Raw genomic sequence first — 20,201 nt, forward strand, 5'->3', positions numbered from 1 at the left:
GGCCCCTCGTGGCGAGACGAGGGACCGGCGTGGGTCTGTGGGGCTACGGGCCGCTGGTGGTCAGCGGCGCCCGGAGAACGACGACGCCGAGTGGCTGCCGCTCGAGGACGCCGACGGGGCACCGGCACCCGAGCGACGGCGAGCGCCGCCGCCGGCCGGACGCGACCCGGCCGCGGCCGGCTTGGCGCCGCCGCGCGTCGAGGTCTGCTTGGCCGGGCCGCCACCGGTCTTGGGGGCACCGCCACCGGAGCGACGACCGCCGCCGGACCGAGCGCCGCCGTTGCCGCCACCGGAGCGGTTGCGACCGTTGCCGCGGCCGCCGTTGCCGCCGGGCTGGACCTCTTGGCCGGAGGCCGAGAGCTCGAGGCCGCCGGGGACCAGGACCCGCTCGCCGGGGGCGAGCTCGGCCAGGACCGGGTGGCTGGCGCCGGTGAACTTGGTGAGCGTCGGCTTGATGCCGGCGGCGCGGGTGAGCTGACGGACGTCGCGCACCTGCTCGTCGGTCATCAGGGTGACCACGGTGCCGGCGGCACCGGCGCGGGCGGTGCGGCCCGAGCGGTGCAGGTAGGCCTTGTGCTCGGTGGGCGGGTCGGCGTGGACGACCAGGGCGACGTCGTCGACGTGGATACCGCGGGCGGCGATGTCGGTCGCGACGAGCGTGGTGGCCTTGCCGGAGTGGAACGCCTCCATGTTGCGGGTGCGGGCGTTCTGGCTGAGGTTGCCGTGCAGGTCGACCGTGGGGACGCCGCTCTTGTTGAGCTGGCGGGCCAGGGCCTTGGCGCCGTGCTTGGTGCGGGTGAACACGACCGTGCGGCCGGGGGCCGAGGTCAGGTCGACCAGCACCGAGACGCGGTGCTCGCGGGCCAGGTGCAGCACGTGGTGGTCCATGGTCGAGACCGGCGACTGCGCCGAGTCGGCCTGGTGGACGGTGGGGTTGGTCAGGAACTTCTTGACCAGCACGTCGATCGCGTTGTCGAGCGTGGCCGAGAAGAGCAGCCGCTGGCCGGATCGCGGGGTGGCCTCGAGCAGACGGCGTACGGCGGGCAGGAAGCCCAGGTCGGCCATGTGGTCGGCCTCGTCGAGGATGGTGACCTCGATGTTGGCCAGCGAGCAGTGGCCCTGCTGGATGAGGTCCTCGAGCCGGCCCGGGCAGGCCAGCACGATGTCGACGCCACGGCGCAGGCCGTTGACCTGGGGGTTCTGGCCGACGCCGCCGAAGACGGTCTGGGTGGTGAGCCCGGTGGCCTCGGCCAGCGGGATCAGGGCCTCCTGGATCTGGCCGACGAGCTCACGCGTCGGGGCCAGGATCAGGGCACGCGGCTTGCCGGCGGCCGGGCGCTTGCCGGACTGCATCAGGCGGGTCACCAGCGGCAGCAGGAAGGCGTAGGTCTTGCCGGATCCGGTGCGGCCGCGGCCGAGCACGTCGCGGCCGGCGAGCGAGTCGGGCAGCGTCGCGGCCTGGATCGGGGTGGGGGTGGTGATACCGCGTGCGGTCAGGATCGAGACGAGCTCGTCCGGCACAAGGAGGTCGGAGAAGGAGGGCACAGAAGATGCAGAATTCACAGAGGAGTCACTCACGTCGGGGTGTCTCACCAAGCTGTCCCGCCGGCGGCGGGATGGAGAAGCCAAGCCTCACGAGGAGGGGCGCGGTCCGTGGATCAGAGGGACGAACGCGGGAGCCCGAGGCAAGACAGGACGGGCTGCTGACGCCGACTCTATCGGGCGACGGGGTGAACCCCTGCATCGTCGGGACTCCGTAAGGTGTGGGGATGACCACTGTGCTGGTGACGGGTGCGACCGGCTTCGTGGGTCGTCGTCTGACGCCTGTGCTGGTGGCACGAGGCCTCGAGGTCCGCGCGATGACGCGGCGACCCGACGACTACGACGGCCCCGGCACGCCCGTCGGCGGCGACGTCGGCGACGCCGACTCGCTGACCGCGGCCCTGCAGGGCGTCGACGTAGCGGTCTACCTCGTGCACTCCCTCGACGACGACGACTTCGAGCGCAAGGACGCCGAGGCCGCGGTCCGCTTCGGTCGGGTCGCCGCGGAGTGCGGGGTCCGCCAGATCGTCTACCTCGGTGGCCTCGGCGCCGAGGACGAGGAGCTCTCGCCGCACCTGCGCTCGCGCCGCGAGGTCGAGACCAAGCTCGCCGAGGGCGGCGTACCGGTGACGGTGCTGCGCGCGGCGATCGTCGTCGGCGCGGGCGGCATCTCGTGGGAGATCACCCGCCAGCTGGTCAAGAACCTCCCGGCGATGGTGGTGCCCAAGTGGGTCAACACCCGCACCCAGCCGATCGCCGTCGACGACGTGATCCGCTACCTCGACGGCGTCATCGGCAACGAGGCGGCGTACGGGCGGGTGCTCGAGATCGGCGGTCCCGAGCAGCTGACCTATCTCGAGATGATGCAGCAGGCCGCGCAGGTGATGCTGGGCCGGCGGGTCCCGATCATCACGGTGCCCGTGCTCACGCCCTCGCTCTCGTCGCACTGGATCGCCTTCGTCACCGACGTCGACACCACGACGGCCAAGAACCTCATCGACTCGATGGCCACCGAGGTCGTGGTCACCGACGACTCGATCCACGAGCTCGTCCCTGGCGACACGATCCCCTACCAGGACGCCGTACGTCAGGCGATCGAGGAGTCGAAGGTCGGCGCGTAGACCTGAGGAACGGACAGCCGCCGCGCGCCCGGAGCCGACGAGCCAGACCCGACCAGCAGAACGGCGCCCCGACTGACTACCAAGCCGACCACAGGCCGCACGGAGCCGCAGGTCGGGACGCTGAGGCTGGGCGCCCGCCCGGACCCGGCCGGCGGCCGCGCTACCAGGTGACGGCGGGTGACCGCCGCCCCCGACCGGAGGCGACCAGACAGTCAGACGCCGAAGATGGCGGGCAGCGCGAAGAGCATCGTCAGCGACCACGTGCAGTGGGTGATGATGGGGGCGAGGATCCCGCCGGAGGCGCGTCGCTGCAGTCCGACGATCGTGCCGAGGATGATCGCGGCGAAGGCGAGCATGATGTTGCCGGTCGCGGCCGTGGCGATCGTGTAGGCGACCGTGGTCCACACGACCGGGTGGCGGGTGATGGCGGCGTAGGCCGCCCCGCGGAAGAAGAGCTCCTCGGCGACGCCGTTGACGGCGGTGACCACGACGAGCACCGGCAGGTAGCCCTCGCTGGCGAAGCCCAGCACGTTGCGGATCTGGTCGGCCAGCGGCTCGATCTCTCGGACCACGAGGGCGCCCACGACGAAGACCCCGGCGAGGGCCGCGCCGAGCAGGAGGGGCTGGACGATCGGGCGGACCTCCATGTCCCTGACCGCGATCCGGCCGAGGTGGAGCGGGCCCGACACCAGGGCGCCGACGGTCCAGACCGCGGCCAGCACCAGCGACATGACGACGAACAGGGTGCTGCCCTGCTCGAGGCGCAGCAGCACCCCGAGCACGATCGCGCCGAGCACGACGAAGCACGCGGTGATCACCTGACGGCGCCGCAACGCCTCCGGGGTGTCCCGGTGGTCGCGCGGGACGACGTCCCACAACGACCGCTGCATCCACTGCCTGACCACGACACTCACCCCTCGCCGTAGAAACTACCGGCGAGGGGTGAGGAGGCGGTGACGGTGGTTACTTCGTCAGTCCGTCCTTGATGTCCGAGGCTGCGTCCTTGACCTTCTCGACGCCGTCCTTGATCGAGGCGGAGGCCTGGTCGCCCTTGCCCTCGGCCTCGAGGTCCTCGTTGCCGGTGGCCTTGCCGGTGGCTTCCTTGCCCTGGCCCTTGAGGTCTTCGGCCTTGTTGCTGATCTTGTCTCCGAGTCCCACGTCATGCTCCTTCTCAGTCGGATGGCGCGTCGTACGACGTCGTCACCTCCACACAAGCACGGGGGTCCCGACCGCAGACCACCCCGTGGAGCGGGAGGTCACGTGAACTGGAGCACGCCGTCGTCGATCTTGCCGGTGCGGATCGTCGCGACGTCGACGTAGTAGTTCTGCTTCAGCGCCCAGGGGGCACGGTCGCCCTGACGGGGCAGGCCGTCGAGCGCGCGCTGGACGTAGCCGGAGGCGAGGTCCATGAAGGGGCGCTCGCCCACGGAGTCGTCCTTGACCGGCACGACCGCCTTCTTGCCGGTCTTGTCCATGTGGCCGAGCAGCCGGATGACGTACTCGCCGACGAGGTCGGCCTTGAGGGTCCAGGAGGCGTTGGTGTAGCCGATGGTGAAGACGAAGTTGGGGATGCCGCTGACCATCAGGCCCTTGTAGGTCATGGTCTCGCTGGGCACGAACGCCTGGCCGTCGACCGTCACGTCGATGCCGCCGAAGAGCTTGAGCTTGAGCCCGGTGGCGCTGACGATGATGTCGGCCTCGAGCTCGCGGCCCGACGACAGCCGGATGCCGGTCGCGGTGAAGGTGTCGATCGTGTCGGTGACGACGTCGGCCTCGCCCGAGCGCAGGGCGCGGAACAGGTCGGAGTTGGGGACGACGCACAGCCGCTGGTCCCACACGTTGTAGGGCGGCTGGAAGTGCTCGTCGTAGGACATGCCCTCGGGCAGCTGCGGCTCGGTGAAGCGGCGCACGAGCTTCTTCGACACGTCGGGGAGCCGCTGCGCGAGCTGGTAGTTGGCGACCAGCTTGGCGATGTTGGCGGTGCGCACGATCGGGTAGCTGACCTTGGTGGGCAGCCGGCGCAGCGCCACGGCCAGCGGGTCCTTGCCGGGCTGCGGGAGGATGTAGGTCGGCGTGCGCTGCAGCATGGTGATCTTGGCGGCCTTGGGCGCCATCGACGGCACCAGCGTCACCGCGGTCGCCCCCGAGCCGATGACGACGACCTTCTTGTCGGCGTAGTCGAGGTCCTCGGGCCAGAACTGGGGGTAGACGACCTGCCCACCGGCGGCCTCGAACTCCTCGCGGCCGGGGAAGACGGGCGCGTGGCCGGTCTCGTAGTCGTAGTAGCCGGTGGCGCCCCACAGGAAGCCGGCGGTCATGGTGAGCTGGGCACCGTCGTGGTCGATGGTGACCGTCCAGCGGGCGGTCTCGCTGTCCCAGCTGGCGGCCGTGACCTTGTAGCGGTAGCGGATGAGCTTGTCGACGCCGTACTCCTCGGCGACGGTGCGCACGTAGTCGAGGATCAGCGCACCGTCGGCCAGCGCGGTGTCGCTGGGCCAGGGGCGCCACTTGTAGCCGAAGGTGAACATGTCGGAGTCGGAGCGGATGCCGGGGTAGCGGAAGAGGTCCCAGGTGCCGCCGCTGGCCTCGCGCGCCTCGAGCAGCGCGATCGTGCGGCCGGGGTGGGCGGTCTTCAACTGGCAGGCGGCGCCGATGCCGCTCAGGCCGGCGCCCACGATGAGGACGTCGACGTGCTCTGGAGTGCTCATGCGACCACGGTACGGCCTTGTTGACGGATGTTCAATAGGCGCTAGAGCACCCGACGCAGGAAGGTCCGCGTGCGCTCCTCGCGGGGCTCGGTGAAGATCTGCTCGGGCGTGCCGCGCTCGAGGATGCGCCCCTGGTGCAGGAAGCACACGGCGGTCGCGACCTCGCGCGCGAACCCCATCTCGTGGGTGGCGAGCACCATGGTGGTGCCCTCCTCGGCGAGGCGGCGCACGATGGTGAGCACCTCCCCGACCAGCTCGGGGTCGAGCGCGGCGGTGATCTCGTCGAGCAGCAGCAGGCTCGGGCGGGTGCACAGCGCGCGCACCAGCGCGACGCGCTGCTGCTGGCCGCCCGAGAGGCGGTCGGGGTGCTTGTCGATGTGCTCCTCGAGCCCGAACGTCGTCAGCAGGTCGCGGGCGCGGTCCTCGGCCTCGGCCCTGCCCAGGCCGTGCACGCGGCGCGGCGCGAGGGTGCAGTTGTCGAGCACCGACAGGTGCGGGAACAGGTTGTAGGCCTGGAACACCATGCCGATGTGGCGGCGTACCTCGCGCGGGTCGACCAGCGGGTCGGAGATCTCGCGGCCCCGGAACCGGATGACGCCGTCGTCGATCGGCTCGAGCAGGTCCAGGCAGCGCAGCAGCGTCGACTTGCCCGAGCCCGACGAGCCGATCAGGCAGATCACGTCGTGGGGCTGCACGGTGAGCCAGACGTCGTCGAGCACGACGCGGTCGCCGTAGGCCTTGCGGACGCCCTCGACCTCGAGCAGCGGCGCGACCGGGTCCTGGCCCGGGGTCTTCGCCAGGTCGGTCATCGGGCCCCCGCCCTCTCGCGGCGCAGCGCGCGACGGCCGAGCCAGTCGGTGAAGCGCGCCAGCGGGATCGTCAGGGCGATGAAGAACAGCGACACCACGACGTAGGAGGTGTAGTTGAAGTTGTAGGCGGCGTAGTCGCGCGCGGCGAAGACGGACTCGAAGACCGCCACGACCGAGACCAGCGCGGTGTCCTTCTGCAGGGAGATGAAGTCGTTGAGCAGCGGTGGCGCGACACGGCGCACCGCCTGGGGGACGACGACGTGGCGCATGGTCTGGGCGCGGCTGAGGGCCAGCGCCTCGGCGCTGGCGACCTGGGAGGGGTGGACCGAGTCGATGCCGGCGCGGAAGACCTCGCCGACGTAGGCGCCGTACGACAGCACGAGGGCGACGCCGGCCCAGAAGAAGCCGCTGGTCGGCAGGCCCTGCAGGCGGAGCGCGGGCATCCCGAAGCCGAGCATGAGCACCAGCAGGATGGTGGGCACGCCGCGGAACAGGTCGACGTAGACGACGGCGAGCAACCGCAGCGGGGTCAGGAGCGGGGTGCGGCTCGAGCGGGCCAGCGCGACGAGCAGCCCGAGCACGAGGATGAAGACCTCGCAGATCATGAACAGCTTGACGTTGAGCCAGAACCCGTCGCGGATGGCGGGGAACGACTCCTTCGCGGCGTCGAGGTCGAGGAACGTCTCCTGGAACCGCGGCCAGCCCGGCGAGGTGAGGACGACCGCGGCGAGGCCGCCGAGCACGACGACGACCGCGGTGCTCGCGACGAGCAGGGAGCGGGTGCGCTGCCGGCGGCGGACGCGGCGGCGCTCGAGCTCGCGGGCGCTGGGGGTCCAGCCGCCCTCCGGGGCACGCGTCGCGTCGCTCACCGTCAGGAGAGCTCGGGGACGTCCACGACGTCGGACAGCCACTGCTGCTCGAGCTGGTCGAGCGTGCCGTCCTCGCGCAGCGCGGCGAGCGCCTGGTCGACGCACGGCGTGAGCGCGCTGTCCTTCTCCAGCAGCAGGCCGAACTCCTCCTGCTCGCCGGTCTCGGGCTGGAACTGCCCGATGATCTGGCTGCCCTCGATCTCGACGGCGCTGATGTAGAAGGCGGTCGGCAGGTCGGCGAGGATCGCGTCGACCTGGCCGTTCTGCAGGGCCTGCTTGGCGGCGTTGGTGTCCTCGAAGACCAGCGGGTCGGAGTCGGGGTCGATGACGTCGCGGATCGCGGTCAGCGACGTCGTACCGGTCTGGGCGCCGAGCTTGTAGCCGGCGAGGTCGGCGATGCTGGTGACGTCGGCGACGGGCGAGCCCTTCAGCGTGATCACGGCCTGCGCGGCGGAGTAGTAGCCGTCGGAGAAGTCGACGACCTTCGCGCGCTGGGGGGTGATCGAGATCTGGTTGATGTCGAAGTCGAACGTCTTCTCGCCCGGGGCGTAGGAGTTGTTGAAAGGCACGGTCACCCAGCTCACGTCGCCCTGGTCGAAGCCGAGCTGGTCGGCCACGGCGTAGGCGACCGCCGACTCGAAGCCCTTGGCGTTGGTGGGGTCGTCGTCGACGAACCACGGCTCGAACGCCGGGGAGTCGGTGCCGACGGTGAGCTGTCCGGGCGTCTTGAGGGCCAGCGACTCCGGGGCGCAGGCGTCGGCCTGGGCGGAGGCGTCGTTGCTCGACGTGTCGGTGGCGCTGTCGTCGGTCTCGTCGACCGGGGCGCAGGCGATGACGCCGACGAGCAGGGGCAGGGTGACGAGCGCGAGACGACGACGGTGCATGGCCAGATCGTAGAGCCGCGTCGGTCGCCCGGGGTCTCGAGGTTCAGGCCTGGACGGCCACGCCCCGCTCGAGCAGGCCGTCGACGTCGCCGACGCCCCAGGCGGTGAGCGCGGCGCGGGTGTGCTCGCCGGCGCCGGGCGGCGGCAGGGTCAGGGTCGCCTCGGTGCGCGAGAAGCGGGGAGCCGGGACCGGCTGGGTCATGCCGTCCTTCTCGACGAAGGTGCCGCGCGCCGCGAGGTGGGGGTGCTGGGGCGCCTCGCTGATCGGGATGATGCCGGCCACGCAGGCGTCGGTGCCCTCGAAGAGCTCGATCCACTCGGCCTGGGTCCGCTGCTTGAACGTGGTGGTGAAGACCTCGCGCATCTCGTCGTAGCGGTCGAGGTCGGCCTGGCCGGGGCAGGTGTCCTTGACGCCGAGGAGGGTGACGAGCGCGTCGAAGAACTGCGGCTCGAGCGACCCGACGCTCATGTGCTTGCCGTCGGAGGTCTCGTAGACGTCGTAGAACGGCACGCCGCCGTCGAGCAGGTTGGCCGCCCGCTCCTCGCGGTAGCCGCCGGAGTTGGCGAACGCGTTGGTCATGGCGTTGAGGTGGGCGGTGCCGTCGACGATCGCGGCGTCGACGACCTGGCCCTGGCCCGACACCTTGGCCTCGAGCAGCGCGGCCAGGATCCCGATGACGAGGTAGGTCGAGCCGCCGCCGAAGTCGCCGACCAGGTTGGCCGGGAAGTGCGGGCGGCTCTTGTCCTGGCCCAGGCCGAAGAGCGCGCCGGTGATGGCGATGTAGTTCATGTCGTGGCCGGCGGCGAGCGCGAGCGGCCCGGTCTGGCCCCAACCGGTCATCCGGCCGTAGACCAGGCGCGGGTTGACGGCGCGGCAGTCGTCGGGCCCCAGGCCCAGGCGCTCGGTGACGCCCGGGCGCATGCCCTCGACGAGCACGTCGGCGTCGGCGACCAGGTCGAGGACGACCTGGCGGGCCTCGGGGTTCTTGAGGTCGAGCGCAACGCTGGGCCGGCCGCGGTTGAGCAGCATGGTCTTGCCGCCGGCCAAGGCCTGGCCGCCCGGCCGCTCGACACGGATCACGTCGGCCCCGAGGTCGGCCAGGATCATGCACGCGTGCGGGCCCGGCCCGATGCCGGCGATCTCCACGACCTTGACGCCCTTCAGCGGTCCGGTGCCCTGCCCCAGCTCGATCGTCTGCCCGTTCTGCTCGCTCATGAGCGCGATCCTGCCACGACGTTGCCAGTTCTGCTGTCACGGTCCGTGGGCGCAGGCTTGCAACTCGTTGCATAGGTCTGCCAGGCTGACCCGCATGGCCCTTGAGCACGCGTTGATGGTGGCGCTGCGCGAGCGGCCGGCGTCGGGGCTCGAGCTGGCCCGGCGCTTCGAGCGGTCGATCGGGTTCTTCTGGTCCGCGACACACCAGCAGATCTACAAGGTGCTGGGCCGGATGGACCGCGACGGCTGGGTCGTGGTGACCGAGGTCGAGCAGGACGGCCGCCCCACCAAGAAGGTCTACGCCGTGAGTCCGCTGGGCGAGCAGGCCCTGGCCGACTGGCTCGCCGAGCCGGTGGAGGCCGCGCCCATGCGCAGCGAGCTCGCGGTCAAGATGCGCGGCGCGTCCTTCGGCGACCGCGCGGCGGTGCTCGACGTCGTACGCGCCAACCTGGCCGACCACGCCACCCGGCTCGACCACTACCGACAGCTCGAGAAGCGCGACTACCCCCGACCCGAGCAGCTGAGCGGGATCGACCTCGACCACCACCTCGTGCTGCGCGGCGGGATCCTCATGGAGGAGACCTGGGTCGCGTGGCTCACCGACTACCTGGAGGCCCACTCGTGAACGCCCACTACCCCCACCTGATGCAGCCGATCGACCTCGGCGGCCTGACCCTGCGCAACCGCGTGGTCATGGGCTCGATGCACACCGGGCTCGAGGACAGCGTGCGTCACCTCGACGAGCTCGCGGCCTACTACGCCGAGCGCGCCCGCGGCGGGGTCGGCCTCATCGTCACCGGCGGCTACGCGCCCACCAAGCGAGGCTGGCTCAAGCCCTTCGCCTCCGAGATGACCACGCGCCTGCAGGCGATGCGCCACCGCGACGTCACCGGCGCGGTCCACGACGAGGGCGGCGCCATCGCGCTGCAGGTGCTGCACGCGGGCCGCTACGGCTACCACCCGCTGTCGGTCTCGGCGAGCAACCACAAGAGCCCGATCACGCCGTTCCGGCCCTCCGCGCTCTCGAGCCGCGGCGTCGACCGCACCGCCACCGCCTTCGCGCGGTCGGTCGCGCTCGCGCGCAAGGCCGGGTACGACGCCGTCGAGGTCATGGGCTCCGAGGGCTACCTCATCAACCAGTTCCTAGCGGCGCGCACCAACGACCGCACCGACGCGTGGGGCGGCAGCGCCGACAAGCGGATGCGCTTCCCGCTCGAGGTCGTACGCCGGGCCCGCGAGCTCGTGGGCGGCGACTTCCCGATCATGTACCGGATCTCGCTGCTCGACCTCGTCGAGGGCGGCCAGACCTGGGACGAGGTCGTCGCACTGGCCCACGGCCTCGAGGAGGTCGGGGTGACGGTGCTCAACACCGGCATCGGCTGGCACGAGGCGCGGGTGCCGACGATCATCACCCAGGTGCCGCAGGGCGCCTGGCGTGACGCGACCGCCCGCCTCAAGGCCGCGGTGTCGGTGCCGGTGTGCGCGAGCAACCGCATCAACAGCCCCGAGATGGCCGAAGCGATCCTCGCCGAGGGCCAGGCCGACCTGGTCTCGATGGCGCGGCCGCTGCTGGCCGACCCCGACTTCGTGGCCAAGGCCGCGGCGGGTCGCGCCGACGAGATCAACACCTGCATCGGCTGCAACCAGGCGTGCCTCGACCACGTGTTCCAGAACCAGAAAGCGTCCTGCCTGGTCAACCCGCGCGCCTGCCGCGAGACGACCCTGGTGCTCGCCCCCACCCGCCGGCGGTCCACCGTCGCGGTCGTCGGGGCCGGCCCGGCCGGGCTCGCCGCGGCCACCGCCGCGGCCGAGCGCGGCTTCGCGGTCACGCTCTTCGAGCGCTCGGACAGCCTCGGCGGGCAGTTCCGGCTGGCGATGGCCGTGCCCGGCAAGGAGGACTTCGCCGAGACGCTGCGCTACTTCACCCGTCGCCTCGAGGTGCTCGGCGTCGACCTGCGCCTGTCGACCGAGGCCACCGACGCCGAGCTCGCGGGCTTCGACGAGGTGGTCGTCGCCACCGGCGTCGTCCCCCGGGTGCCCGCCATCGACGGCATCGACCACCCCAGCGTCGCGTCGTACGCCGACGTGCTGGCCGGGCACGTCGTGCCCGGTCGTCGGGTCGCGGTCGTCGGGGCCGGCGGCATCGGCGTCGACGTGAGCGTGTGGCTGACCCACCAGCCCGAGACGCTCGAGGACTGGAAAGCGCACTGGGGCGTCGGCGACCCGTCGCTGCACGCCGGCGGGCTGACCGAGCCCAAGCCGCGCGAGCCCCTGCGCGAGGTCACGCTCGTGCAGCGCCGCTCGACCCCGATCGGCGTCGACCTCGGCAAGACCTCGGGCTGGGCCCACCGCGCCGTGCTCAAGCAGAGCGGGGTCACCCAGGTCAGCGGGGCGACGTACGTGCGGATCGACGACGAGGGCCTGCACCTGCTGGTCGACGGGCAGCCGCGCGTCGTCGCGGCCGACACCGTCGTGGTCTGCGCCGGCCAGGAGTCGGTGCGCGACCTGGTCGCCGACGGCCGCCACGTGGTCGGCGGCGCCGACGTCGCCGCCGAGCTCGACGCCAAGCGAGCCATCGAGCAGGCGACCCGGTTGGTCGCCGCCCTCTGACGCCGGATCGTAGGTTGGGCTCGTGATCCGCGACCTGACCGACGACGAGGCCCGAGCCGCGCTGGTGTGCAAGTGGGGCGAGGTCGAGCCCGACGTGCTGCCCGCGTGGGTGGCCGAGATGGACTACGCGGTCGCCGAGCCGGTGGTCGAGGCGCTGCACCGCGCCGTGTCGGCCGGGATGACCGGCTACCCGCGCTTCGGCCCGGGTGGCCCGCTCGGCGAGGCGTACGCCGGCTTCGCGCACCGTCAGCTGGGGTCCACCGTCGATCCCGTGAAGGTGCTGCCGACGGTCGACGTGACGGCCGGGGTGCGGCTGGTGCTCGACACGGTCGCGCCGGCCGGCGGGCTGGTCTTCCCGGTGCCCGGCTACAGCCCGCAGCTCGCGATCGCCGAGATCACCGGGCGCCGGCGCCACGACCTGGTCGTGGACCCCGACGCCGAGCGGGCCGAGCTGGACCTCGACCGGCTCGACCGCCTCCTCGCCGACGGCGCCCGGGTGCTGCTGCTCACCCAGCCGCACAACCCCTGGGGCCGCGCCTTCACGCGTGCCGAGCTGGAGGGCGTGCGCGACGTCGTCGAGCGCCACGGGGCGTTCGTGGTCTCCGACGAGATCCACGCCCCGCTCGTGCTCGACGGGCGCGAGCACGTGTCCTACCTCGACGTCGAGGGCACCGCGGACCACGCGGTCGCGGTCGTGGCGGCGTCCAAGGGCTTCAACATCGCCGGCCTCAAGTGCGCCCAGCTGGTGACCGCCTCCGACCGGCTGCACACCGCGCTCGCCGAGGTGCCCATGGCGCGCAACGACTCGTGGTCGGTGCTGGGCGTCGAGGCCTCGGTCGCCGCCTACACGCACGGCGACGACTGGTTGGCCGCCCTGCGAAGGCGCCTCGCGGCCCAGCGCGACCTGCTCGTCGCGCTCCTCGCCGAGCACCTGCCGCTGGCCCGGCTGCGACCGGTCGAGGCGACGTACCTCGCGTGGATCGACCTGCGGGCCTACGGCCACGACGACCCGGCGGCCGTGGCGCTCGAGCGAGGGCGGGTGCGGTTGGCGCCGGGCCACGACTACCAGCCGGGCCTGGGCGGTCACGTGCGGCTCAACTTCGCGACCAGCCCGGAGCGCCTGACCGAGATCGTTCATCGCCTCGCCACCGCCCTGACCTGAGCGGACCCGACCGGGCTCCTAGGGTGGGCGCGTGAAGATCACCGTCATCGGCTGCGGCTACCTCGGCGCCACGCACGCCGCCTGCATGGCCGAGCTCGGCCACGAGGTCCTCGGCGTCGAGATCGACCCCGCCAAGCGCGAGGCGCTGGCCGCGGGCTCGGTGCCGATGTACGAGCCCGGGCTCGAGGAGCTGCTCGCCACGCACGTCGCGTCGGGCCGGCTGCGCTTCACCGACTCCTACGCGGAGGCCGGCGCGTTCGCCGACCTGCACTTCGTGTGCGTCGGCACCCCCCAGCTGCCGTCGAGCATGGGCGCCGACGTGTCCTACGTCGAGGCCGCGATCCGCTCGCTGGCCCCGCACCTGGTGCGGCCGGCGTACGTCGTGGGCAAGTCGACCGTGCCGGTCGGCACGGCCGCACGGATGGCGGCGCTGCTGTGCGAGCTCGCCCCGGTCGGCGCCGAGGCCGAGCTGGTGTGGAACCCCGAGTTCCTGCGTGAGGGCTTCGCGGTCAAGGACACCCTCGAGCCCGACCGGATCGTGCTCGGCGTGACGTCCGAGGGGGCAGAGCGGGCCCTCCGCGACTTCTACGCGACGCTCGGGCGCCCCGAGACGCCCGTGGTCGTCACCGGCTACGAGACCGCCGAGCTGGTGAAGGTCGCCGCCAACTCGTTCCTGGCCACCAAGATCAGCTTCATCAACGCCGTCGGCGAGGTGTGCGACGCCGCCGGCGCCGACGTGGTGCAGCTGGCCGACGCGATCGGCCACGACGTACGCATCGGGCGCCGGTTCCTCAACGCCGGCATCGGCTTCGGCGGCGGCTGCCTGCCCAAGGACATCCGCGCCTTCGTGCACCGCGCCGGCGAGCTCGGCGTCGAGGACGCGATGTCGTTCCTGCGCCAGGTCGACGACATCAACCAGCGCCAGCGCCTGCGGGCCACCCAGGTGGTCAAGGCCATGCTCGGCGGCACCGTGCTCGGCGCCCGGATCGGCGTGTGGGGCGCGGCCTTCAAGCCCGACTCCGACGACGTGCGCGACTCCCCCGCCCTCAACATCGCCGGCCAGCTGCACCTGCGCGGCGCCCACGTGACCGTCTACGACCCCAAGGCCAACGACACCGCCGCCGCCCGCTTCCCCACGCTGTCCTACGCCGACTCGGCCGTCGCCGCGGCGCAGGGCGCCGACGTCCTGCTGCACCTCACCGAGTGGCCGGAGTTCCGGGCGGTCTCGCCAGCCGAGGTGGGCGACGTGATGGCCCAGCGCCGCCTGCTCGACGGGCGCAACCTGCTCGACCTCGCGGCGTGGCGGGCGGCCGGCTTCGAGGCCCGGGGGCTCGGGCGGACGTAGCCGCCATCAGGTCGTCGAGGCGCCCTGCGGTCGACCGACAGTCCGAGCGCGGACCAGCCGGACCCCGATGGCGACGAGCCACACGAGCCAGGCGAGGTAGCCCGGCATCCCGACGAAGAGCAGCCCGGAGCCGTCCGCGATCGCGAGGTTGGCCACTCCAGCGGCGATCAGCACGGCTCCCCCGACCAGCGCGAGCAGGCGTTGCCACCGCGGCGTCAGCCCGCACACGAATGCCGCTTGAGCGGCACCCACGAACGTCGTGCCGAGCGCCGGCAGCGCCAGCGCGAACGCTGCTGCGTGCATGCGCCAGGCCAGCTCGAGCTCCGGGGTCGGCTCGGTGAGCCCGCCGGCCGACAGCACGACTCCGTCCCACGCCACTGCGTAGACCACGTAGACGCCCACGAGGGTCGAGCCCGCGGCGACGGCCAGGCGCGACCAGTCCGCACCCACCCCTCCGCGTCGTGCGACGATCCCGTGCAGCCCGACGACCAGGCCGAGCAGGAGAGGGATGTTGAGCGCCTCCAGCCCGTTGGCGAGCGCGACCGTGCCGCGGTGCTCCGCGTGGAAGGACAGGACGTCTGACATCGGGTCCCCGTACCCGGGCGCTCCGGCCACGACCGCCGCCACGTTCTGGACGACGACCGACGTCACCAGCACCAGGGCCGTCACCCCGACGACTCGCTCGGGTGTCGCTCGGGTCGCCACGGAGCCCGTCGTCGGGGCCGGGTCGACCTGTCGGGGCGTCTGGGAGGAGGGATCGTCACGCTGCACTTCTTGCTCCTTGCGCTGGGGTGCGGGACTCATCGGGGTCGACGCGCGGTGTCGTCGTCGACGGGGTCGGGGCGTGGCACGGGCCAGGGCGACCATCGTCTCGCTCCACCGGGTCGCCCGTCATCGGTCGCCCGGCCCCGAGAAGCTCGTGCTTTCGGGCAATAGCCTGGTCGGGCTTTCGGCCGGGTGCTCGGGGCACGGCCCTCACGGCCCAGCGCTGCGCCACGGCGTCGAGACCGTCCGAAGGCACGGCCCTCACCTCGTACTTTCGGTCAGGACAGGGCCGGCCTTCGAGCCGATGCGCGAGGGGCGACACGTCACGAGGGTGGACCCATGACCGAAGGGATGTCCGTGATCCGGAGCAGAGCAGGCCTCATGTCGTGCGCAGCACTGGCGACGACCGTGGCCCTCTTCGTCGTACCCGCCCTGCTGATCTCCTGGCGCGGCTACGACGGGGAGGACGCCCTCGTGGCAGCGGCCGAGTCGGCCTTCCGTCGCGCCGACCTGGGTGCGCGCGTCGCTGACTCGGCCGCGCTGGCCGAGCTGACCGCGCGGTGGCGGGAGTTCCACGTCGTCAAGGCGCTGCTCGCCGGCGTCCTCGTCGCGGTGCTCGCAGGGCTCGCCTCGGTGGTGCGGCGCAAGGCCGAGGCCACCGACGGCGGTCGCGGCCGGTGGCCGCTGCTCGCGGCGTACAGCGGGGTGGCCCTGTGGCTCCTGGCAGCAGTGTCCGTCCTGCTCGCCAACGTGCAGGGGTCGGTCGCCCCCTTCGCGTCCGTGGCGTCCCTGCTGCCGACCGAGCGGCCAGGTGGAGAGCTGGGCGGAGTGCTTGCCAGCCTTCGGCAGGCGGTCCAGGCCGACCCTCCCCGGTCGGGCGCCGGGATCCCGGGCGAGCTCCTCGGCGACTTCGTCGTCTACCACGCCGTGCTGGCCGTCCTGGCCCTCGCCACGGGCGGGGTGCTCATGACCCTCGCCCTGCGCGCGGTGCTCGCACGGTCGCGGCTACACGCCGAGGGTCGGTCCCCGCGGCCGACCTGGCTCCTGCAGACGACTCTGTACGGCGCTGCCGGGGCTTTCTTCGTGCTGCTGGCCTTGGCCAACACCAGCACGTGGATCGACCCCGTTCCCGCGCTCGTCGCGACACTCGGCGGCGGCTGACCCCGGCGTCCGAGATGGCAGGGGTCGACGTGATGGCCCAGCGGCGCGTGCTCCGCGGGCGCAACCTGCTCGACCTCGCCGCCTGGCGGTTCGCCGGGTTCGAGGCCCGGGGGCTCGGGCGGACGTAGGCGATCGGCGAGCCCGGCACCGTAGCCAGACGTACACAGGTGTGCCCGCACCCGCCGGACCACGCGCAGAACATCAGCCAGCAACAACGAGATCGCGCATTGTGTACGTCCGTGTACGTCCGTGTACGTCCGTGTACGCCCGCACATGCTGAAGGCGTGGCGCGCACCCACACGACGCTGGTCGGGGTGCGACGAGCGCCGGCGAGGAGCCTCGAGACCCGGTGAGCGACACTGCGAACCCGTGGTCCCGCCTTGGCAGCGCCGGTTGCGGTGGTTTCGAGGCTCGGCCGCGCGCGGCCTCGCACCTCGACCATCGTGGTGACCGACCCGCTCCCGCGCCGCCCTAGAGCCGCGGGGCCCAGCGCGGGTCGGCCTCGAGCAGGCGGCTGGGCCGGAACCCCTCCCACGTGGCGACGGTGCGCACGGGGTCGAGGAGGTAGTCGAGGTCGGCCTGCCAGGTGTGGCCGGTCGGGTTGCGGCGCAGCACGTAGCCGAGGCCGTGGGTGCGGTAGGTCGCGGCCCCCATGTCCTGCAGGGCCTCGATGAGCTGGGCGTCGACCCACTTGCGCACCGCCCGGAAGCCGCCGGCCTCGCGCAGCGCGGTGCGGTCGACGAGCATCGTGCCGCCGGCGACGAACTGGGCGTAGAGCTCGACGGGGTGACCGCGCTTGACGGTGAGGTCGCGCTCGGCGAGGTAGTGGAGCTCGGCCGGCATCCCGACGAGCTCGGCGCCCGACCACGCACGAGCGCGCAGGAGATCGGCGACGACGTCGGGGGCGTACCAGTCGTCGTCGTCCATCTTGAGCAGGACGTCGCCCTGGGCGGCCCTCGACGCGGCCTGCAGGACGTCGCCGAAGCGGGTCGTCGAGCGGTGCGGCAGCACCTGCACGCTGATGTCGGGGCCGACGGCGTCCTGCACCCGCGCGACCTCGACCTCGAAGCCGTGCGGGGCGAGCACCAGCTCGAGCTGCTCGACGCCGCGCTGGCGCGCGACCTGGGCGAGGGCGAAGTCGAGCATGTCCTCGCGACGGGTGGCGAGCAGGATGCTGACGCTCGGGTGCGTCGCGACGGGTACGCCGAGCCGCCGGCCGACCTCGGCGCGCCAGGCCAGCGTGGAGAAACGGTCGAACGCCGCCCGGCGCAGCAGCACGCTGCGCTCCTCGCGCGCCACCGGGTCGGCGGGGTCGAGCGGAGCAGTGATCGCGTCGCAGAGCGGCGCTCCGAGAACGTCCGGAGCGGAATCAGCGACCACCGGCACCCCGGCCATGGCGAGTGCGGCGGCGGCGGTCGTCGCGGCTGACGTCCAGTCCGGCACCCGTACGACGGACGTCCCCCGCAGGCCGGCGACGACCTCGGGCGTGACCGACGGGAGGGTGGCGACGTCGACCGCCGGGCCGTCGGCGGTGGGCGTGAAGCCGGTGGGGTTGAGCAGGCGCTCGTCGAAGGGCCCGATGCCGTCGGGCCCGGGGCCCAGCGAGACGACGTCGGCGGGCACCGGGCTGTCGGGGTCGGTGCTGCCACCGACGCGCAGGCCACGGTCGCCGAGACGGTCACCCCAGACCGACTGGCGGCCGACCTCGGCCACGACCGCGGCGACGTCGACGGGGGCGTCGAAGCGGAGCACGGTCCACCACCCGCCGCCGGCCCTCCGCGAGCGCAGCTCGAGGAGCACCGGCCAGCCCGGTCGGGGCACGAGGGTCACCGCGCCGGAGCCTCCGTGGAGCCCGATCACCCTGCTCTGCAGGCCTGCGGGCATCGCGACCGAGCGCGGCGCACCGACGACGGCGACCCGGGGGTAGCGGCCGGGCGGCGAGTCCGGCGCGAGGAGCAGCGACCCCTCACCGCGGTCGAGGAAGCGGCGTACGGGCGGCGGGAGCTCGACCTCGTCAGACATCGAAACGGGCCGCGCGCTGGACCAGGGGCCGCCGGCGCCGCCGCAGCCAGGTGGTGAGGACGTGGTCGACGACGTGGACGCCGGGCGGGGCTTCGATGCGGTGCAGCCCCTCGACCGAGTCGCCGCGGCCCGCCCGGATCGCGCGGTCGACCTCCTGCTCGCGGCGCTTGCGCTGCACGCGTGAGGCCGGAAAATCGTCGTCGGGGCTCCAGTGCGCGAGCTCGTCGGTGTCGAGCCACTTGACCTCGACGCACATGCCCTCGGGCGCGACGATCCGCTCCGAGGTCGTGGGGAACTCGCGCACCTCCCACTCGAAGGCCTTGACGAAGGTGAAGTCGGGTCCCATCGGGTAGATCCACGGCTCGAGGAACCGTGAGCCCAGGTCGATCCACGCCTCCGACTCGCTCACCACGACGAGGGGGTGGCGCGGCACCGCGACGACCGCGCCGGAGCCCTGCAGCTGCCACGAGAGGTCGCGCAGGGTGCCGACGCCGTCGGGGGTCAGCGCCATGTCGCCGTCCCACTTCATCGAGTACGTCGTGCGGACGTGGGCGAACGACCAGTTGTAGAAGTGGGTCAGCGAGTGCACCGAGTGCGGCGGCGTGGCCAGGTGCTCGGAACCGGCCCGGCTGACGCGGTGGGGGTACGACGTGCCGGTGTAGCGGTCGGTGGCGCCGGCCTCGTCGGCGAGGCGCTGCGCGAGCTCGGGGGTGCCGTCGGTCGAGCCGTTGTCGACCAGGACCACGTGGTCGACGGCCTCGAGCATCGCGGGCAGCACCCAGGGCAGGTTGCGCGCCTCGTCCCTGACCCGGAAGACGCAGGTGAGCCCGGACTCAGCGCGCGGGCCGTGGTTCCAGGGCCAGCGGACGTCGTAGGCCGGATCCCCCTCCAGGCAGGGGATGTCGGCACCGCGGGTCGACATCAGCGAGCGCGTCCGACGGCCTTGCGGAGCCGTTGCCGGGCACCGGGCGGCACCATCGCGCGCAGCGTGTGCGGCACCCGGTCGGCGCCGCGCTTGACCACCGCGTTGACCGGGGCGGGCAGTGTGGCCAGCCCCTCGCGTCGCGCGGCGAGCGTGGTGGAGTGGGCGATGGCCTCGGCCTCGGCGTACATCGCGGTGTAGTCGGCGCGCAGCGCGTCGAGCCGGTCGTGGACGGCGGTGGTGTCGCCGTCGGGGGCGGCCAGCAGGTCGAGCTGGTCCCAGGTGTCCTGGGCCAGGTCGCGCAGCCGGGGCGGCACCTCGAGGTCGTCCCAGGTCGCGGTGACCCGGCGCAGGCCGGGGTCGATGAAGGCGTGCACGGCGCGCACGTCGTTGGCGTTGGCCTCCTGCACCGCCGTGAGGTCGAAGCGGCGTCCGATGTCGAAGAGCGGGATCGTCCAGTCGTCGAGCAGGTCGGCGTAGCGCACGAAGGTGCGCGTTGCCCCGCGGGTCGCGCGCTCGGTGTGGAGCATCATGTTGATCCAGGCGGCGGTGCGCTGGACCTCGCCGGCGGCGTGGGCGCCCTGGCCGGCGTAGTACTTCTGCTTGCTGCCGACGACCTCGGCCGGCGGGCGCAGCATCGTGACGTAGGCCGGGTCGGCCTCGCACCGCAGGGCGGCCGAGCGCCACAGGCCGATGAACCAGGCCAGGCGCGGGTCCTTGACCACGAGCTCGGGACCGCCGGTGGTCAGCTGCTCCTCGAGCCAGACGTGCAGGCGCTCGCGCGACGGCTCGAACCCCGCGAGTTTGCCGGCCTCGAACCAGGCCGACGGACGGGCGTCGGAGACCTGGACGTGGCAGCGCTGGAGCAGCTCGGCGTGGAAGTCGACGACCCACTGCGGCTCGCCGAACCCCTTGGGGTTGGTGTCGTCGGCCGCGACCTCGGGCTGCGGGACGTGGAGGCCGAGGGTGCTCAGCGCCCCGACCATGGTGCTGGTGCCGCTGCGGCCGGAGCCGACGACGAGCACGACGCGTCGCTTGGTGTTGTCCTCGGGCACGGCGGTCACG

18 protein-coding genes are annotated in these 20,201 nt (G+C 72.6%); 6 read left to right on the top strand and 12 right to left on the bottom strand.

Annotation, left to right across the window (positions count from 1 at the left end):
• Nucleotides 1–60: 60 nt before the first annotated feature.
• Complete coding sequence (locus FZC61_RS16655) at nucleotides 61–1,578, bottom strand: DEAD/DEAH box helicase (RefSeq protein ID WP_246142748.1); 1,518 nt, start codon at nucleotides 1,576–1,578, stop codon at nucleotides 61–63.
• A 191-nt stretch (nucleotides 1,579–1,769) separates the two neighbouring features.
• On the opposite strand from FZC61_RS16655, the gene FZC61_RS16660 reads away from it, so the two are divergent.
• Nucleotides 1,770–2,663: an NAD(P)H-binding protein gene (locus FZC61_RS16660; protein WP_148615298.1), complete on the top strand. Its 894-nt coding sequence runs from the start codon at nucleotides 1,770–1,772 to the stop codon at nucleotides 2,661–2,663.
• Nucleotides 2,664–2,875: 212 nt separating this feature from the next.
• Here the strand turns inward: FZC61_RS16660 and FZC61_RS16665 are convergent, their stop codons facing one another.
• From FZC61_RS16665 to FZC61_RS16695, 7 genes are all read right to left on the bottom strand, one after another.
• Nucleotides 2,876–3,577: a type II CAAX endopeptidase family protein gene (locus FZC61_RS16665; RefSeq protein ID WP_246142749.1), complete on the bottom strand. Its 702-nt coding sequence runs from the start codon at nucleotides 3,575–3,577 to the stop codon at nucleotides 2,876–2,878.
• Nucleotides 3,578–3,626: 49 nt separating this feature from the next.
• A complete protein-coding gene (locus FZC61_RS16670) occupies nucleotides 3,627–3,821 on the bottom strand; it encodes a CsbD family protein (protein WP_148615299.1) in 195 nt (64 codons plus the stop codon).
• Nucleotides 3,822–3,919: 98 nt separating this feature from the next.
• Nucleotides 3,920–5,371, bottom strand: a complete 1,452-nt coding sequence (locus tag FZC61_RS16675) for a flavin-containing monooxygenase (RefSeq protein ID WP_148615300.1) — start codon at nucleotides 5,369–5,371, stop codon at nucleotides 3,920–3,922.
• A gap of 41 nt (nucleotides 5,372–5,412) precedes the next feature.
• Nucleotides 5,413–6,180: an amino acid ABC transporter ATP-binding protein gene (locus FZC61_RS16680; RefSeq protein ID WP_148615301.1), complete on the bottom strand. Its 768-nt coding sequence runs from the start codon at nucleotides 6,178–6,180 to the stop codon at nucleotides 5,413–5,415.
• Complete coding sequence (locus FZC61_RS16685) at nucleotides 6,177–7,049, bottom strand: amino acid ABC transporter permease (RefSeq protein WP_211357296.1); 873 nt, start codon at nucleotides 7,047–7,049, stop codon at nucleotides 6,177–6,179. The genes FZC61_RS16680 and FZC61_RS16685 overlap by 4 nt, the downstream gene beginning before the upstream one ends.
• 2 nt (nucleotides 7,050–7,051) lie before the next feature.
• Nucleotides 7,052–7,933, bottom strand: coding sequence for an ABC transporter substrate-binding protein (locus FZC61_RS16690; RefSeq protein ID WP_148615302.1), 882 nt, complete (start codon nucleotides 7,931–7,933; stop codon nucleotides 7,052–7,054).
• A gap of 43 nt (nucleotides 7,934–7,976) precedes the next feature.
• Nucleotides 7,977–9,149, bottom strand: a complete 1,173-nt coding sequence (locus FZC61_RS16695) for a CaiB/BaiF CoA transferase family protein (RefSeq protein ID WP_148615303.1) — start codon at nucleotides 9,147–9,149, stop codon at nucleotides 7,977–7,979.
• A 94-nt stretch (nucleotides 9,150–9,243) separates the two neighbouring features.
• Between FZC61_RS16695 and FZC61_RS16700 the strand changes: the two genes are divergently transcribed.
• The 4 genes from FZC61_RS16700 to FZC61_RS16715 are packed head-to-tail and all read left to right on the top strand — an operon-like array spanning nucleotide 9,244 to nucleotide 14,266.
• Nucleotides 9,244–9,774, top strand: a complete 531-nt coding sequence (locus tag FZC61_RS16700; RefSeq protein ID WP_148615304.1) for a PadR family transcriptional regulator — start codon at nucleotides 9,244–9,246, stop codon at nucleotides 9,772–9,774.
• Nucleotides 9,771–11,759 carry an oxidoreductase gene (locus FZC61_RS16705; protein ID WP_425465824.1) on the top strand — a complete coding sequence of 663 codons (1,989 nt, stop codon included), beginning with the start codon at nucleotides 9,771–9,773 and terminating at the stop codon, nucleotides 11,757–11,759. The genes FZC61_RS16700 and FZC61_RS16705 overlap by 4 nt, the downstream gene beginning before the upstream one ends.
• Nucleotides 11,760–11,781: 22 nt before the next feature.
• On the top strand, nucleotides 11,782–12,921 hold the full coding sequence (locus tag FZC61_RS16710; protein WP_148615305.1) for an aminotransferase class I/II-fold pyridoxal phosphate-dependent enzyme: 1,140 nt from the start codon (nucleotides 11,782–11,784) through the stop codon (nucleotides 12,919–12,921).
• A 31-nt stretch (nucleotides 12,922–12,952) separates the two neighbouring features.
• Nucleotides 12,953–14,266, top strand: a complete 1,314-nt coding sequence (locus FZC61_RS16715; protein WP_148615306.1) for a UDP-glucose dehydrogenase family protein — start codon at nucleotides 12,953–12,955, stop codon at nucleotides 14,264–14,266.
• Between the two features lie 6 nt (nucleotides 14,267–14,272).
• Here FZC61_RS16715 and FZC61_RS16720 read toward each other — a convergent pair whose 3' ends face one another.
• Nucleotides 14,273–14,851, bottom strand: coding sequence for a hypothetical protein (locus FZC61_RS16720; RefSeq protein ID WP_211357297.1), 579 nt, complete (start codon nucleotides 14,849–14,851; stop codon nucleotides 14,273–14,275).
• A 519-nt stretch (nucleotides 14,852–15,370) separates the two neighbouring features.
• Here FZC61_RS16720 and FZC61_RS16725 point away from each other — a divergent pair.
• Nucleotides 15,371–16,192 (top strand): hypothetical protein, encoded by an 822-nt coding sequence (locus FZC61_RS16725; protein ID WP_148615308.1) that lies wholly within the window; start codon nucleotides 15,371–15,373, stop codon nucleotides 16,190–16,192.
• Between the two features lie 471 nt (nucleotides 16,193–16,663).
• On the opposite strand, the gene FZC61_RS16730 is transcribed toward FZC61_RS16725, so the two are convergent.
• From FZC61_RS16730 to FZC61_RS16740, 3 genes are read right to left on the bottom strand one after another with little or no spacing between them, the layout of a single operon-like run.
• On the bottom strand, nucleotides 16,664–18,214 hold the full coding sequence (locus FZC61_RS16730) for a glycosyltransferase family 2 protein (protein ID WP_148615309.1): 1,551 nt from the start codon (nucleotides 18,212–18,214) through the stop codon (nucleotides 16,664–16,666).
• Nucleotides 18,207–19,136, bottom strand: coding sequence for a glycosyltransferase family protein (locus FZC61_RS16735; protein ID WP_148615310.1), 930 nt, complete (start codon nucleotides 19,134–19,136; stop codon nucleotides 18,207–18,209). Before FZC61_RS16735 ends, FZC61_RS16730 begins: the two co-directional genes overlap by 8 nt.
• Nucleotides 19,136–20,200 carry a sulfotransferase family protein gene (locus FZC61_RS16740; RefSeq protein ID WP_148615311.1) on the bottom strand — a complete coding sequence of 355 codons (1,065 nt, stop codon included), beginning with the start codon at nucleotides 20,198–20,200 and terminating at the stop codon, nucleotides 19,136–19,138. The genes FZC61_RS16735 and FZC61_RS16740 overlap by 1 nt, the downstream gene beginning before the upstream one ends.
• Between the last annotated feature and the right edge of the window lies 1 nt (nucleotide 20,201).

Origin of the sequence: Nocardioides rubriscoriae (genome assembly GCF_008087085.1) — a bacterium.
GTDB lineage: Bacteria > Actinomycetota > Actinomycetes > Propionibacteriales > Nocardioidaceae > Nocardioides > Nocardioides rubriscoriae.